Origin of the sequence: Rhodococcus sp. NPDC057014 (assembly GCF_042673295.1) — a bacterium.
In the GTDB taxonomy this organism is placed as follows: domain Bacteria; phylum Actinomycetota; class Actinomycetes; order Mycobacteriales; family Mycobacteriaceae; genus Rhodococcus_F.
In genome coordinates, this window is the sequence record NZ_JBHUSF010000066.1 from 19,085 (window position 1) to 34,726 (window position 15,642).

The following is a 15,642-nucleotide window of genomic DNA, read 5'->3' on the forward strand; positions in this document are numbered from 1 at the left end:
TCATACCCCCGCCGGGGCGGCACCCCACCGGATGGCCCCGGCGCCGGCGAAGTCACCCGCGTGCGCGAAGGCGGACATCATCACCAGGGAACCGTTGGGGATCCGGCCCGCCCGGTTCTCGCGGTCGAGGGTGACGGGAATCGCGGCGCCGAACAGGTTCCCACATTCGTCGAACGTGTCGGGGTGCCGTTCCGCCGGAAGCTCGAGTGCGTCCCGCCAGTTGCGGAGGAACAGCCGGTTGGGCTGGTTGGTGACCAGGGTGTCGATCTCGTCCGGGGTGATGCCGATCTGTTTGCACACCGCGAGCGCCACCTCGGGAACGAGGCGGTTCCCGCGGGCGAAGACCTTCGCGATCTTCGTTTCGGTGAACCCGATGTGCAATTGGCCGGTTCCCGCCTCCCAGTATTTGCGCGGCGGATCGACGGCGGCCGTCATGTCCCCGGCGAACTCGGGGTAGGTCCGGCATTCGAGTCCGAGCACCGGCGCGGCCTCCGATTTGACCAGCAGGCACGCGCCCGCGCCGTCACCCGGCACCGCCGACTGCGCCAGCACGCGCACGTCCGACTGCGTGAAGATCTGACCGGCACTGTTCTGCACCGACACGATCAGGGCGGTCGAGGCGTCACCGGTCTGCATGATCTGACGCGCCAGCGTGATCATGTACACGAACGACGCGCAGCCCCCGTTGTGCAGGTCCACCACCCAGTCCGGGGTGATCCCCAGCCGGCGCGCGAGTTCTCCGCCGGTGCCGAGGACCGGGACGTCCGGCAGCTGGGTGTGGGTGATGAGGATGTCCACGTTGGAGACGAGTTCGGAGCCGTTCCGTTCGATGAGCGGGGCGACCGCGCGTTCGGCCATGTCGACGGCGTTCTCGTCGCCCGCGATGTGGTGGCGGAATTTCGGCGCCCGGAACATGATGTTCTCGGCGAGCCGGTCGGAGTCGGCGAATTGGGCGAAATAGTCTGCTCCCACCCGGTTCTCGGGCAGGTAGCCTGCGATGTCGATCAGGCTGACGGTGTCCATGTCTCACTCACTCATCCAGGTCGGGGTCACGGGCAGGTCGTTCGCCCACCGGTATTCGCAGATCGCCTTGAGATTGCTCATCTCGAGCTGGTGTCCGGCAGAAAACATCTCCCAGAAGTCGCCCACCCACGGAACCCGGTCCGCGGGAGCCGTCTCGGGGTAGGGATTCTCGTCGTAGAACGGGTGGTGGCAGTTGGTCCACAGCACGACGGATCCGTCGACGTCGAGGACCGTGCGCGCGTCCACCACCCGCATGAGGTACACCATCCACAGGTGTTTCCCCTGGTCCCAGGCGCAGTGATAGTCGACGGTCATCGCGGCGGGGTGTGCCACGGTGCGCGTGTAGATCTCGGTCGTGTCACCCAGCCGGTCGTACGCGAGCCACAGCCCGGGGTCTCCCGCCGGGGTGAATCCCCGCAGGCTGTACGTCCACTCCTCGAGGCTCCGGGTGTGCGAGAGGTAGCCGAACACCTCGTCCGGCGGGCAGTCGATGTATTCCTGTACGGTGCAGTACTTTCCGAACACCTGATCGTGCGGGTACACCGACCTCAGCATGTCCATGATGATCGGTGTCGTCGCGTGACGGTCGGAGGTCTCGATGCGGACGAGGCCGGGCAGGTCGGCGGGAAGGTCGGGCAGCGGTGCGATCTCGTGGGCGGTCATCGGCGTGCTCCTTCTCGGGGTTCGATTCTCTCGGCGGTGCCGCGTGCGGTCAGGAACGGCAGGAACGGCGGTAGTTCGTCGGCGTCGCAGACGACCTCGATGACAGCGGGTCCCGTCGACTCCGTCGTGGACCGCAGCGCGTCGGCAAGGGCGGCGTCGGTGTCGACCGTGTGGCACGGCAGTCCGGGGAGCAGTGCGCCGACTCCGGCCGCGATGCGGGCGGGACGAAACCGGCTGTAGGTGTAGGCGCCCTCGTAATACACCTGTTCGCGCGTGAGGCACATCGCGTGCGCGTTGTTGTTGAACACGACGAACGTGACCGGCGCGTCGTACTCGACGGCCGTGTGAATCTCGAGTCCGTGCGCGTAGAACGCGCCGTCGCCGGCGATCACGAACGTGCGGCGGCCCCGCGAGAACGCGGAACCGATCGCGGCGCCGAAGGTGTAGCCCATCCCGCCCATGCCGAGGGCCACCACGAACCGGCCTCCACTCGCGACCGGAAGGTGATGCACCACAGCGGCGCCCGTGTTCCCGGCGTCGGCGAACACGTCGGCGCCGCCGGGCAGCGCCGCGGCGAGCGCCGTCACCGCGTCCGTGTAGTGCAGGCCCGACGTGCCCGATCGAGGTACGTCGATCGGAGTCGGAGCGCAGTGCGCGACGGGTACCGGTGAGGCTGCCGGTCCGATGTCGGCGACGAGTGCGCGCAGCGTCGCCCGCAGATCCCGGGTCGGCACGTGCCGCGCCTGCACATACGGCGTCGCCGACCCGACGCTGTACACCAGTGTCTTCTCCAGCGCGGTGTCGAGCCCTCCCCGTGCCATCACCGGCAGCCGGGTGCCGACGAGCAGGCAGAGGTCGCACTCCTGCAGTGCGTCGATCACATCCGGGTTCCCCATCGCACCGGTGATCCCGAGTCGTCCCGGCGCCGCGGGGTCGAGCACGTCCTTCGCGTCGGGTGTGACGGCCACCCTCGCCCCGAGCACGTGCGCGAGTTCCGCGAGTTCCGCTCGCGCGCCTGCCCGCGCGACCTCGTCGCCTGCGATGACGGTGATGCGGCCGTAGTCGTCGCGCAGTGCCTCGGCGAGTCGCGTGACGTCCGTGGTGGCAGTACGCGGTGCGGCCGGGACCGTTCGGTGCGGTTCCGGGAACTCGCCGGTCGCCTGCTGAATGTCCTTCGGCAGCAGCAGCACTGCCGGTCCGCCGCGACGCGCCGCGGCGAGCGCCTCGGAGAGCTGGCGGTCGAGGTCGAGCGGTGATTCGACGCGCGCACAGTACAGCGACACCTCGCCGAACAACCGGGACGCATCGATCGACCCCGCCAGCCCGCTCGTGTCCTGGAACGCGCCCGACCCTTCGAGCGACGTCGGCGGTTGCCCGATCAACGCCAGCAGGGGCACCCGGGACGCGAACGCCTCACCGAGTCCGGCGATCACGTTGAGCGCGCCACCGCCCGACGTCGCGGCGACCACACCTGTCCGGTTCGAGGTCCTGGCGTATCCGTCGGCCATGGTCGTCGCCGAGAACTCGTGTTTGGCGACGACACCCTCGACGTCCGGGGAGCGGTGCAGCGCGTCGTACAGGTCCTCGATGTTCGCGCCTCCGACACCGAAGACGTGCTCGACCCCCTCCGCGGCCAGTACCGCGACGATGTGGTCGGCGACGCGCATGCTCCGACCGGTTTTCCGTGGCTCGTGATGCGTGAGATTCATCGGCAGACCCCCGTGTCGTGGATCGGATGAGGCGAACTGTGATCACCCACTGGATATACACACGAACCACGTGCCGGCCGGGTTCACCGGTGGCAGAACATTTTTGCGGAAACGGTCGTGACGAGCGAGACACGGCGGCCCTGCCTGCAGGGAGTACGGAAACCGGGCCGGCTCCCTGCGGCCCGTTCACAACGTCGTGGTCAGCAATACCTGATGGTCGTCGTCGGATCGCACGTCGATGCTCGCGATCGCGTCGACGGGCAGGCTGGTGGTGGCCGTGGGCCGCACCGTCTGCCCGGCGTCCCCGGTCCAGGTGGCCACGGTGGTGACCACTCCGGAGCGATCGGTCACGGTCAGCGCGTACCCTTCGGCGCCGGCGCCGTAGCGTCCGTCGCCGGGCCATGTGTCCTCGTAGGAGCACTCGACGAAGATCACCGTGCCCCAGGACGTCGACACGACGGACGCGCTCGCGGTGATCGTCGTCGGAACCACGGAGGCGAACACCGCCTCGGTGGTGTTCGCCCGGTCCGGGACGGGCAGGGCCGTCGCCGGGGCGGCCGGTGTCCGGTCCTGGGTCGCCAGCACCCCGACGGGAACGACGACGGCGATCACGGCGGCCGCTGCGGCGAGGGCCGTCGCCGCCCGCCGGTGGCGTCTGCGGCGCTGCACCGTCTCTGCCAGCCCGGTCAGCACCCGCGGTGCGGGCAGCTCCTCGTCTTCGGGCGCACCGTTCCCGGACAGTGTGCCGAACGCTTCTTCCGGCGTGATCAGTGCGAGCAGACCGGGCATGCCCGCCAATTCGGACACGGCCCGCGAGCACTGTGCGCAGTGAGCGAGGTGGGCCTCGTACTCCCGCCGATCGGCGGCCGACATGGCACCGAGCACGTAGGAGGCGTCCCAGCGGACGTAGGGATCGTCGTGCGACTCGAAGTCGTCGAGCGTCATCGGGTCACCCCCATTTCCTGCAGAGCCAATCGAAGGGCCCGCAATCCGTAGTGCATGCGGGATTTCACCGTTCCCTCCGGTATTCCGAGTTCGCCGGCGATCTGGTGGGTCGACATCCCCCGGTAGTAGCCGAGCACGAGGACCGCACGATGATCGGCGCTGAGCCGGGCCAGCGCATCCCCCATCATCCAGGCGTCGAGTGCGCCGTCCGAACCGTCCGGGGCCGCCCGTTCCGGTGTCGAACTCATCCCGATCTCACGCTGGGAACGGGCGCTGCGGTGCTCGTCGAATACGAGGTTCCTGGCAACCGTGAACAACCACGCCCGCGCCGAGGACTCCGACTGGTCGAGCACGCTCGGGTGCTTCCAGGCGCGCAGCAATACCTCCTGCACGATGTCCTCGGCGCGGGCGCGGTCGCCGGTCAGCCGGAGCGCATACCGCCACACGGCGGGGGCATGTTCCTCGTACAGGGCGTGCATGAGCTCCGTCTGGGCATCCGGCATCGGTCACCACCTCCCAGCAGTACACACGGTTCACCCGCGCCTCCGGTTCACCGCACCACGGAAACGGAGCGATTACGCGCGTCGGGAGGTGTTCAGTGCCACGGCAGCGTGCACGAACGCCTGGAACGCCTTCTCGTCGACCGTGTCGCCCTCGTGGAAGTCGATGGCGCGCCGGGTGTTGCCCTCCAGGACCCCTCGCCACTTCCACTCCTCGACCACGTCGGGGTCGGCCTGCGTGACAAGCGCCCGGATCCGGGCGAGCAACTCACCCCGCCAGTCCCCCAGCTCCTCGATGCGCGCATCTATCAGCTGCGAGGGAGAGTCTCCTCGTCCCCCGTCCGAGCCGCTCGTCCGCTTCGCCATGTGGTCCGTCGCCCCTTCGGTTCGTCTTCGCTCGCCGGTCACCCGAGTATCCCCGCGGACCACATCGATCGCACCGGGATCGGCCGCCCGCCGATTTACCTCTGGCGCGTCGCCGCCGTCCTGGATCAAACTGGAAAGGAGGTGAGGAGCACCCCCATGAGCACAGCACGGATTCGACGCGGCATCGTGGCAGGCATCGACGGATCGGACGGCGCACTGGAGGCGGCGGCGTGGGCTGCGTCCGCCGCTCGGCGCTTCGAGGAGCCGCTGCGCCTCGTCCACGTGTTACCCAAGCATCCGAATTCCGCGGACGGTCACCCAGAAGGCGACGAGTTCCTCGACGCCGCCGAACGCATCGTCCTGGACGGGCAGCACGACCTGGAAGTGGAGCGCAGTACCCACCCCGGCCCGCCCGCGCACGCGCTGGTGGAACTGTCCAAGACGGCCCGGATGCTGGTTCTCGGGCCCGCGGCCACGAGTGAGATGAAATCCGTGGTCGCCGGTTCCGACGTGGTCCGGGTGTCGAATCGAGCCGAGTGCCCCGTCGTCGTCTGGCGCGGCATCCAGGGCCACGAGGTCAGCGAGACGCGTCCCGTCGTGGTCGGTGTGGACGGCAGCGAACTGAGCGACATGGCGGTGGCCCATGCGTTCGAGTTCGCGGCGTTCTTCGGCGCTCCCCTCGTCGCGGTCCACACGTGGGCCGAGCACTCGACCCTCGGGGCGTGGTATTCGGAGGAGCGTCGCTTCACCGACTGGTCCGATCTGGTGCAGCACGAGGAGGCGTGGCTCGCCGAGAGCCTCGCCGGGTGGCGCGAGAGGTATCCCGATGTCGAGGTAACCCGCTGCCTCGAACGCGGTGGGCCGATGAAGGTGCTCCTCGAGTACACCTTCGGCGCGCAATTGATCGCCGTCGGCAGCCACGGGCGAAATCCGTTCACCGCGTCGATCGTGGGTTCGACGAGCCAGAGCCTCATCCACCACGCCCGGTGCCCGGTCCTCATCTGCCGAAAAGGCTGACCATCGGTTTCGATCAGCGTGATTCATATTCGCCCGTCGCGCCACAATGTCGCCGACAACGAGCGCGCCACGTGCGACTGCCCGGAAACGGCCCTGAACTGGCACTTTCCACACGGCCGCGCGCCCTGATCTTCACCTGATCATCGGCAGCGGAAATGCAAGTGTTTCCATCACGCAAATTCGATTTCGCCCCGATTGCGGCACCGAATTTCGCCTTTATAGTTTCCGGCATGTCGGAGCCACGCTCATATCTCGTCTGCGCGTCGCAGCGCAGCGGCAGCACCTTGCTCGTCGAATCTCTTCGCGCCACGACCGTGGCAGGCAACCCGGAGGAGTTCTTCCAGTACCTGCCGTCCACCAGCCGGTCACCGCAGCCACGGCAGTGGTTCGAGTCGGTTACCGACGAGACGGTGCTCTCCCTGCTCGCCCCGCTGGAACCGGGAACCGCCGACACTCGCACCGCGGAGCAGTGGCGCGATCAACTGCTCAGCGTCGGGCGCACCCCCAACGGCGTGTGGGGCGGCAAGCTGATGTGGAACCAGGTGCCGCTCGTCCTCGACCGCGCCGCCGGACTTCCGGACCGGTCGGGCGACGACCTGAGGTCCGCCCTCGGCGACATCCTGGGCCGCGACCTGGTCTTCATCCACGTCTTCCGGCGCGACGTCGTCGCACAGGCGGTGTCGATGTGGCGGGCGGTGCAGACCCAGGTGTGGCGCGACGACGCCACCCCGCCCGCCCCACACGACGGCGCCGAGTACCACGCGGACGGCATCGCCCACCTCGTCCGCATCCTCCGCGGTCAGGATGTGCAGTGGCGCACCTGGTTCGAGACCGAGGGGCTCGACCACATCGACGTCAGCTTCGACGATCTCGTCGCGGCCCCGCAGGCGACGGCGGCGAAGGTGCTCGTCGAACTCGGTCTCGACGCCGACCTCGCGCCCCCGCCGCCGCTGAAACGGCAGAGCGACGGCCGCTCCAAGGAATGGGTCGAGCGGTACCGGTCCGAGGCCGCCGCGAACGGACTTCCGCTGTGACCGCCGCACCGTCCACCGACACGGACGCACACGTCGACGAACTCCGTGCGCTGGAGGCGGAGGCCGTGCACATCATCCGCGAGGTGGTCGCGGAACTCGAGCGACCGGTGCTGCTGTTCTCGGCGGGCAAGGATTCGATCGTGCTGCTGCGGCTGGCGGAGAAGGCGTTCCGGCCGTCCCCGTTGCCGTTTCCCGTCCTGCACGTCGACACCGGGCACAACTTCCCCGAGGTGATCGAGTTCCGCGACCGCCGGCTCGCGGAGGACGGTCACCGGCTGATCGTCGCGTCGGTGCAGGAGTCGATCGACAAGGGCCGCGTCACCGAGACGGGCGGTCCCGGGACGTCCCGGAACCGGCTGCAGACCCGGACCCTGCTCGACGCCCTGGAGGAGCACCGCTTCGACGCCGCGTTCGGCGGCGCGCGCCGCGACGAGGAACGGGCCCGCGCGAAGGAGCGGGTGCTCAGCTTCCGCGACGAGTTCGGGCAGTGGGATCCGCGTTCGCAGCGACCCGAGCCGTGGTCGCTGTACAACGGGCGGATCCGCCGCGGCGAGCAGGTCCGGGTATTCCCGCTCAGCAACTGGACCGAACTCGACATCTGGCGCTACATCGAACTCGAGAAGCTGGCGCTGCCGTCGATCTACTTCGCCCACGAGCGGCAGGTGTTCGAACGCGACGGCATCCTGCTCGGGTTGTCCGAGTACACGCTGCCCACCGAAAGCGAACTGGTACAACGACTCCGGGTGCGGTACCGCACCGTCGGAGACCTGACCATCACCGGGGCGGTGCGTTCGGAGGCCGGCGACGTCGCAGGCGTGATCGAGGAGATCGCCGCGGCCACGGTCTCCGAACGCGGGGAAACCCGGGCCGACGACAGGACTTCCGTCGCCGCGATGGAAGACCGCAAGCGCGAGGGGTACTTCTGATGACCACCACCGGCCGGCCTCGCCAACTGCTGCGACTCGCCACCGCGGGCAGCGTCGACGACGGGAAGAGCACCCTCATCGGCCGCCTCCTCCACGACACCGGAAGTCTGCCCACCGACCATCTCGAGGCGGTGACGAACGCCGACGGTGAGGCGGATCTGGCCGCCCTCTCCGACGGGCTGCGTGCCGAACGCGAGCAGGGCATCACCATCGACGTCGCCTACCGCTTCTTCTCCACGCCTACCCGGAGTTTCGTCCTCGCCGACACACCGGGGCACGAACGGTACACGCGCAACATGTTCACCGGGGCGTCGAACACCCACGTGGCCGTGCTGCTGGTGGACGCCCGCACCGGGGTGCTCCGGCAGACCCGGCGCCACGCCCGGATCGCCGACCTCCTCGGTGTCCCACACCTGGTCGCCGTGATCAACAAGATCGATCTCGTCGACTTCGACGAGACCCGGTTCAAGGAAGTCGAATCCGAACTCGGTCTGCTCGCGCAGCGCCTCGGCGGCCGCGACCTCACGGTGGTCCCGGTGTCCGCCACCCGGGGTGACAACGTGGTCACGCGGTCGGATTCGACACCCTGGTACGACGGACCCACGCTCCTCGAGTACCTCGAAGGGGTGGAACTCGCCGCGCCGTCGGCCGTCGCGTCCGAACTGCGACTGCCCATCCAGTGGGTCGCACGTCCCACGGACCACCAGCGGCGCCGCTACACCGGCCGGCTGTCGGCGGGCACCCTGTCCGTCGGGGACGAGGTGCTGGTGCTGCCGGCCGGTTCCCGCAGCACGGTCACCGCCCTCGACACCCTCGATCCGCAGCGGGCCGTCGCGGTCGCGCCGCTGTCGGTGTCGTTCGAACTCGCCGACGACGTCGACGTCGCCCGCGGCGACCTCGTCGTGAGCGCGGCCACCGAGGCCACCGCACCGGTCCCGGCCCGCGAGATCGACGCGACCGTCTGCTGGCTGAGCGAAACCCCGCTGCGGGCGGGCGACCGGGTGGCCCTCAAGCACACCAGCCGCACCGTGCGCGCCACGGTGCAGGAGTTGCACACCCGGCTCGACCCGGAAACCCTCGAAGAACACGACTCCCCCAGCGAACTCGCCCTCAACGACATCGGCCGGATCACGCTCCGGACGAGCACCGTGGTGCTCGCCGACCCCTACGCCATCAACCGCGACGCGGGCGCGTTCATCCTCATCGACGAACAGAGCAACGACACCGTCGGCGCCGGAACCGTCAGCGACACAAGGGAAGTGGTTCCCGGGGAGCAGACCCGGCACGACATCAAGTGGCACCCGTCCTCGCTGAAACGGGGTCGACGCTGGTCCGCGACCGGGCAGCGGGGCGCCACCGTCTGGCTCACCGGGCTGCCGGCGTCCGGAAAGTCGACCGTCGCGGTCGCGCTCGAACGGACGCTCGTCGACGCCGGCCGGACCGCCTACCTGCTCGACGGCGACAACGTCCGGCACGGCATTTCGGACGATCTGGGATTCTCCCCCGGTGACCGGGCCGAGAACATCCGCCGCGTCGGTCATCTCACCCGGTTGTTCGCCGACGCCGGAGTGGTCGCCATCGCCTCGATGGTGTCGCCGCTCCGATCGGACCGCGCGATCGCCCGCGCCCTGAACGAGGCCGCGGACCTGCCGTTCCTCGAAATCCACGTCAGCACCCCGGTCGCCGAGTGCGAGCGACGCGACCCCAAGGGCCTCTACGCCCGGGCGCGGGCGGGCGAACTCCGCGGCCTCACCGGGATCGACGCACCGTACGAGGCGCCCGAGAACCCGGACCTCGCCTTCGACACCACCGGCGCCGACCTCGACGACCTCGTCGCCCGGATTCTCACCGAACTCGCCCGGCACGAGGGGCTGTCGGCCTAGCTCAGCGAGCGGACCAGTGCCTCGTGCAGCGCTGTCCGGTCGTCGAACACGCGCAGGCGGGAACCGTACGCCTGGACCCGGTCGTGCCCGCGGCCGGCGACCACCACGACGTCGCCCGGCGCGGCGAGCGTGTCCGCCGCCGCGATCGCCTCCGCGCGGTCGGGGACGACCAGCACGTGCGCAGTGCCGCCGCTGCGCGCTCCGCGCGCCACGTCCTCCCGCAGGCGCTGCGCGTCCTCGGAGTACGGGCTCTCGTCGGTGACGACGACGGTGTCGGCGAAACGGGCCGCCGTCGCGCCGAGCGGGGCGCGCTTGCCGGGGTCGCGCTCACCCGTCGCCCCGACGACGGCGATGACCCGGCCGCCGGTCAGCGAACGGAGGTAGGGAAACAGCCGGCGCTGCCCGGCAGTGTTGTGCATGTAGTCGACGAAGGCGAGGAAGGGCTGCCCCGCGTCCACCGACTCCAGTCGTCCCGGGACGGTGTCGAGGTTCTCGATCCCGGTGATCGCCGCGTCCGGGTCGACGCCCCGTGCGAGGAGGGCGGAGATCGCGGCGAGCGCGTTGTCCACCTGGTGCACGCCGAGCAACCGCAGCCGCACCGACCTCCGGTCGCCGGCGCCGTGCAGCGTGAACGACGTGCCGCCCTCGTCCGCGCGCACACCCGACGCGTGGATGTCGGCCGCCGTCGTCCTCGACGAGAACGTCAGCCGGGGCACGGTGACGGTGGCGGCGAGGCGGTGCCCGAATTCGTCGTCGATGCCGATGGCGGCCGCCGCGCAGTGCCGGGAGTCGAACAGTCTGGCCTTCGCCGCGAAGTACGCGTCCATGTCGGGGTGGAAGTCCAGATGGTCGCGGGCGAGATTGGTGAACACCCCCACCCGGAAGGAGGTCCCGTCGATCCGGTGCAGGGCGAGACCGTGGCTCGACACCTCCATCGCGACCGCCCCGATCCGCTGTTCGGCGAATGCGGCGAGCGTCTGCTGGAGTTCGCACGCCTCGGGTGTCGTCCGGGTCGCGGTCCGTGAGCCTCCGGGCCCGCGGACCGTGATCCCCGTCATCATTCCGGCGGCGGCCCCGGCCGCGCGCAGTCCCGCGTCCAGGAGGTACACGGTGCTCGTCTTCCCGTTCGTCCCGGTCACCCCGTAGACGTCGAGCGCACGGGACGGATCGCCGTACACCCACGACGCCAGCGGACCGAGGACCCGGCGCGGATCATCCACCACGATCGTCGGCAGGACGTCCGACTTCCGGTCGCTGAGCATCGCGACCGCGCCGCGCGCCGCGGCTTCGGCCACGAACTCGATCCCGTGACGGTGCCGGCCCGGCAGCGCCGCGTACACGTCCCCGGCCCGGACGAGACGCGAATCCTGGTTGATCCCCGTCACCGCGGTGCCGCCCGGGCCGCACAGGGTCGCCGACCGGCCGAGGCGGCCCAGCACCTCGTGCAGCGGCCTCGGCCGTGTGAACCGCGGGCAGTCGACGCTCACCCTCCCAGTGCACCACCGGTGTGCAGGTCGCGGCGACGGAACCGCGATCATCGACCCGCGGCGCCTGCCTCTCGACGCCGCTACGTCTCCACGCCACTCCGGGGCTCGTCCAGGATTCCGCGTTCCTCGCTGTAGGCCGAACGCACGTCCGGCACCCGGCCGAGCGTGGCGAGATACTCCTCCATCGCCTTCCGCGCGTACGCCGTTCCCTCCTCCTCGCTCGGAATCGAGTCGCCCGTGGTCCGTCGCCACGTCGCGAGTTCGAGTGCCAACTCGGCCTGCGTCTCGGCGAAGTCCTCGGTGTCGGCGAGATTGTCGCGCTCATCGGGGTCGGCGGCCAGGTCGTAGAGTTCCCGGCTCGGACGCGGCAGGAGATGCTCGGTGCCCAGCGCCGCACCGGACAGGCTGTTCTCGATGTCGAGGGGCAGTTCGAGCCTGGGCCGTGGCGCGTAGTTCTCGATGTAACTGAACCGCTTGCTGCGTACCGCGCGGATCGGGTCGAAGCTGTCGTGGAACGTCTTCTCGGTGAACAGGACGTCGCGCGCGGTCGACTCCGACCGGCCCAGCAACTGCGCGGCGTGGGAGACGCCCTCCACGGCGGCGGGGACCGGGACGCCCAGCAGGTCGAGGAGGGTGGGAACCAGATCCACCCCGCTGAACAGGTCGTCGTAGACGCGTGGGGCAGCCCGCAGCCTCCGCGGTGGGCGGATGATCGTCGCGATTCCCGTGCCCGGCGCATACAGCGTCGACTTCGCACCGGGGAACGCCTCGCCGTGGTCGGTGAGGAACACGACCCACGTGCTGTCGTCCAGCCCCTCGTCCTCGAGGGTCTGCAGCAGCCGGCCGACCGCGGCGTCGGCCACCTCGATCGACCCGTGGAATCCGGCCAGGTCCGCGCGGACCTCCGGACGGTCGGGCAGGTACGGGGGCACGTCGAAACCCTCGGGATCGGCGGGTGCGTACCTGTCGACCGGGTACGGGCGGTGCGTCTCGAAGAAGCCTGCGGTCAGCAGGAACGGGTGCGGAGGGAACCGCGCCAGCCACCGCGACGCGCGATCGGTGACGTACTCGCAGAACGAGTTCGACACGTCGTACTCGTGGAAGCCGAGCCGCTTGGGGTACGCGGTCTCGTGCTGCATCCCGAACAGGGCCGTGTACCAGCCCGCCTCCGCCAGCAGGGACGGCAGCGTGCGGACGTCGTCGTGGTACTGCCACCCATGGTGCGCGAGCCCGATCAGTCCGTTGCTGTGCGGATACCGGCCCGAGAACAGCGCGCCGCGCGAGGGCGAGCACAGGGGCGCCGCCGCATGCGCGTCGGTCAGCAACACCCCCTCCGCCGCGAGCCGGTCGAGGTTCGGGCTGCGCACCCCGGACGCGCCGTAACACCCGAGGTGACGACCCAGATCGTGCCAGTGCACGATCAGAACGTTGTCACGGACAGGATTCACCGGGGTCGCCACAGTCGCCTCCTACATCGGCGGGGAGTTACAGGGAGACCGGAACTTCGGCCTCCGGGAGTTCGGGTACCCGCGTCGCCCGCGCGTAGACGGTCTCGCCCTCCCGCAGGCCGAGTGCCGCACTGTCGCCGCGGGTCACCTGGGCGGAGAAGGGTTCACCGGTGGCCTCGTTGCGCAGATCCACCCGCACCTCGAACCCGAGGTGCACCACGCGCTCCACCGTGGCCCGCGTGACCCCGAGCGATTCGGCCGTCCCCGCCTGCTGCGCGAGGGCCAGGTCGGGGTCGCGGCCGAGGCGGATGTCGTGCGGCCGGACCAACTGCCCGTTGAGTTTGGCCACGGACCCGAGGAACGACATCACGAAGTCGTTGCGGGGGCGGTCGTAGAGGTCCTCCGGCTCCCCGATCTGCTCGATCCGGCCCTTGTTGAGAACCGCGATCCGGTCGGCGACGTCGAGCGCCTCCTCCTGGTCGTGGGTGACCAGCACCGTCGTCACGTGCACCTCGTCGTGCAGCCGGCGCAGCCAGGTGCGCAGGTCCGTGCGGACCTTCGCGTCGAGCGCACCGAACGGCTCGTCGAGGAGCAGCACCTTCGGGTCCACCGCCAGTGCCCGCGCGAGCGCCATCCGCTGGCGCTGACCGCCGGACAGCTGCGCCGGGTAGCGGTGCTGGAAGCCGTCGAGGCCGACGATCTCGAGCAGCTCGTTGACCTTCTTGTCGATCTCCGGCTTCGGCCGCTTGCGGATCTTCAGACCGAACGCGACGTTGTCGCGCACCGTCATGTGCTTGAACGCCGCGTAGTGCTGGAACACGAAACCGATGTCCCGCTTCTGCGGGGAGATGTCGGTGACGTCGTTCCCGCCGATCACGACGGTGCCGGAGTCGAGGGCTTCGAGTCCGGCGATGGAGCGGAGCAGCGTCGACTTGCCCGACCCGCTGGGCCCGAGGAGCGCGGTCAGCGAACCCGAGGGGATGTCGATGGAGACGTCGTCGAGAGCAGCAAAGGACCCGTAGTTCTTCCGGGCGCCGGTCACGGTAATCATGTGGTGCTCCTCTTGCGGTCGAGCAGAGTCATCAGAAGCAGGGTGATCAGCGCGATGCCCATCAGCAGGGTGGCTGCGGAGTACGCACCGAACGTGTTGTGGTCGTCGATGTAGCGCGAGTGCACGAGCAGGGTCAGGGTCTGGGACACCCCGGGGAAACCGGAGGACACCATGATCACGGCACCGAATTCGCCCAGCGAACGGGCGACGGTCAGGACGACGCCGTAGGTCAGACCCCAGCGGATGGCGGGCAGGGTGATCAGCCAGAACGTCTGCCAGCGGCTCGCGCCGAGCGTCGCGGCGGCCTGTTCCTGTTCCTCGCCGATCTCGTGCAGGACGGGCTCCACTTCCCGCACGACGAACGGCAACGTCACGAACAGGGTGGCGATGACCATCCCGGGTAGCCCGAAGATCACCTTGAACCCCAGCGATTCGAGCCCGCCGAACCAGCCGTTGGCGCCCCACAGCAGAATCAGCGACACCCCGACCACGATGGGTGAGACGGCGAACGGGAGGTCGACCACCGCCTGCACCAGACCGCGGCCCGGAAACCGGCCCCGCACCAGCGCGAGGGCCGTGACGATCCCGAACACCACGTTCACCGGGACGACGATGGCCACGATCAGCAGGGACAGATTCAGCGCGGAGATCGCGGCGGGTGTGCTGATCGAATCGACGAAGGCGCCGATCCCGTTCTCGAACGTGCGGAACAGGATGATGACGATGGGCACCACCAGCAGGCCGAACAGGTAGAGCAGCGCGACCGTGCGCAGGGTGATCCGGGTGGACCCAGAGAGCTTCATTCCGCCTGCTCCTCACGACGCTGCCCCCGGCTGGCGAAGACCCGGAGGGCGAACAGCGTCACGAACGCGATGGCCAGGAGGGCCACCGACACGGCCGCCGCGGCGGCCGGCCTGTCGATTTCGATCTGCTGTTGAATGTACTGGGAAGCGACCTGAGTCTCTCGGGGAATGTTTCCGCCGATCAGCACGACGGAGCCGTACTCGCCGATCGCGCGGGCGAACGCGAGCCCCGCGCCGCTGATGATCGCCGGAGTCAGGGTCGGCAGCACCACCTTGCGGAAGATCGTCACGTTGTCGGCGCCGAGGGAGGCCGCGGCCTCCTCGACTTCCTTGTCCACCTCGATCAGCACCGGCTGCACCGAGCGGACGACGAACGGCAGCGTCACGAACGCCAGCGCCACGATCAGGCCGGGCTGCGTGGCGTTGAGGTGCACGCCGATCGGGCTCTCCGGGCCGTACAACGACAACAGGACGATGCTGGCCACGATGGTCGGCAGCGCGAACGGCAGGTCGATCAGCGCGTTGACGGCGCGCTTGCCGGGGAATTCGTCGCGCACGAGAACCCATGCGATGAGCGTGCCCATGATCACGTTGATCACGGCCACCACCACCGACACCATCACGGTGACGCGCAGGGACGCCACCGCCACGGGCGAGGTGATCGCGTCCACGAAGCCGCCGATCCCGTCGCCGAACGACGCGACGGTGAGTGCGGCGAGCGGCAGGACCACGATGACACTGAGCCACAGGGTTGCGATGCCGATGCCGAGCGGTCCCACGGCACCGG

Annotated in this window: 15 protein-coding genes; 4 read left to right on the plus strand and 11 right to left on the minus strand. The window is 69.4% G+C overall.

The window, feature by feature from the left end; genetic code table 11:
* The 6 genes from ACFTZB_RS15785 to ACFTZB_RS15810 all read right to left on the minus strand — a co-directional run bounded on the left by ACFTZB_RS15785 (position 1) and on the right by ACFTZB_RS15810 (position 5,206).
* Positions 1-1,023, minus strand: coding sequence for a 3-oxoacyl-ACP synthase III family protein (locus ACFTZB_RS15785; protein WP_378432781.1), 1,023 nt, complete (start codon positions 1,021-1,023; stop codon positions 1-3).
* 3 nt (positions 1,024-1,026) lie between these two features.
* A complete protein-coding gene (locus tag ACFTZB_RS15790) occupies positions 1,027-1,686 on the minus strand; it encodes an SRPBCC family protein (protein WP_378432782.1) in 660 nt (219 codons plus the stop codon).
* A complete protein-coding gene (locus tag ACFTZB_RS15795; protein ID WP_378432784.1) occupies positions 1,683-3,395 on the minus strand; it encodes a thiamine pyrophosphate-binding protein in 1,713 nt (570 codons plus the stop codon). The genes ACFTZB_RS15790 and ACFTZB_RS15795 overlap by 4 nt, the downstream gene beginning before the upstream one ends.
* A gap of 186 nt (positions 3,396-3,581) precedes the next feature.
* The gene (locus ACFTZB_RS15800) at positions 3,582-4,340 is read right to left on the minus strand and encodes an anti-sigma factor family protein (RefSeq protein ID WP_378432785.1); all 759 of its coding nucleotides are present in this window, start codon (positions 4,338-4,340) and stop codon (positions 3,582-3,584) included.
* Positions 4,337-4,843 (minus strand): sigma-70 family RNA polymerase sigma factor, encoded by a 507-nt coding sequence (locus tag ACFTZB_RS15805; RefSeq protein ID WP_378432787.1) that lies wholly within the window; start codon positions 4,841-4,843, stop codon positions 4,337-4,339. Before ACFTZB_RS15805 ends, ACFTZB_RS15800 begins: the two co-directional genes overlap by 4 nt.
* 72 nt (positions 4,844-4,915) lie before the next feature.
* A complete protein-coding gene (locus tag ACFTZB_RS15810) occupies positions 4,916-5,206 on the minus strand; it encodes a DUF1801 domain-containing protein (protein ID WP_378432788.1) in 291 nt (96 codons plus the stop codon).
* A gap of 156 nt (positions 5,207-5,362) precedes the next feature.
* On the opposite strand from ACFTZB_RS15810, the gene ACFTZB_RS15815 reads away from it, so the two are divergent.
* The 4 genes from ACFTZB_RS15815 (at position 5,363) to cysC (ending at position 10,066) form a co-directional block, all read left to right on the plus strand.
* On the plus strand, positions 5,363-6,223 hold the full coding sequence (locus ACFTZB_RS15815) for a universal stress protein (RefSeq protein ID WP_378432790.1): 861 nt from the start codon (positions 5,363-5,365) through the stop codon (positions 6,221-6,223).
* 230 nt (positions 6,224-6,453) lie between these two features.
* Positions 6,454-7,257 carry a Stf0 family sulfotransferase gene (locus tag ACFTZB_RS15820; protein WP_378432792.1) on the plus strand — a complete coding sequence of 268 codons (804 nt, stop codon included), beginning with the start codon at positions 6,454-6,456 and terminating at the stop codon, positions 7,255-7,257.
* A complete protein-coding gene (gene cysD / locus ACFTZB_RS15825; RefSeq protein ID WP_378432793.1) occupies positions 7,206-8,183 on the plus strand; it encodes a sulfate adenylyltransferase subunit CysD in 978 nt (325 codons plus the stop codon). Before ACFTZB_RS15820 ends, cysD begins: the two co-directional genes overlap by 52 nt.
* On the plus strand, positions 8,183-10,066 hold the full coding sequence (cysC, locus tag ACFTZB_RS15830) for an adenylyl-sulfate kinase (RefSeq protein ID WP_378432794.1): 1,884 nt from the start codon (positions 8,183-8,185) through the stop codon (positions 10,064-10,066). Before cysD ends, cysC begins: the two co-directional genes overlap by 1 nt.
* On the opposite strand, the gene ACFTZB_RS15835 is transcribed toward cysC, so the two are convergent.
* From ACFTZB_RS15835 to cysT, 5 genes are all read right to left on the minus strand, one after another.
* Entirely contained in the window at positions 10,063-11,553 is a 1,491-nt protein-coding gene (locus tag ACFTZB_RS15835) for a UDP-N-acetylmuramoyl-L-alanyl-D-glutamate--2,6-diaminopimelate ligase (protein WP_378432795.1), read from the minus strand. The genes cysC and ACFTZB_RS15835 overlap by 4 nt on opposite strands.
* A gap of 80 nt (positions 11,554-11,633) precedes the next feature.
* The gene (locus tag ACFTZB_RS15840; RefSeq protein ID WP_378432796.1) at positions 11,634-13,013 is read right to left on the minus strand and encodes a sulfatase; all 1,380 of its coding nucleotides are present in this window, start codon (positions 13,011-13,013) and stop codon (positions 11,634-11,636) included.
* Positions 13,014-13,038: 25 nt separating this feature from the next.
* Positions 13,039-14,052 (minus strand): sulfate/molybdate ABC transporter ATP-binding protein, encoded by a 1,014-nt coding sequence (locus tag ACFTZB_RS15845; protein WP_276138488.1) that lies wholly within the window; start codon positions 14,050-14,052, stop codon positions 13,039-13,041.
* Positions 14,049-14,855 (minus strand): sulfate ABC transporter permease subunit CysW, encoded by an 807-nt coding sequence (gene cysW, locus ACFTZB_RS15850; protein WP_206012716.1) that lies wholly within the window; start codon positions 14,853-14,855, stop codon positions 14,049-14,051. Before cysW ends, ACFTZB_RS15845 begins: the two co-directional genes overlap by 4 nt.
* On the minus strand, positions 14,852-15,642 hold a 791-nt coding region (gene cysT, locus ACFTZB_RS15855; RefSeq protein ID WP_378432798.1), incomplete at its 5' end, for a sulfate ABC transporter permease subunit CysT. The genes cysW and cysT, both read right to left, overlap by 4 nt.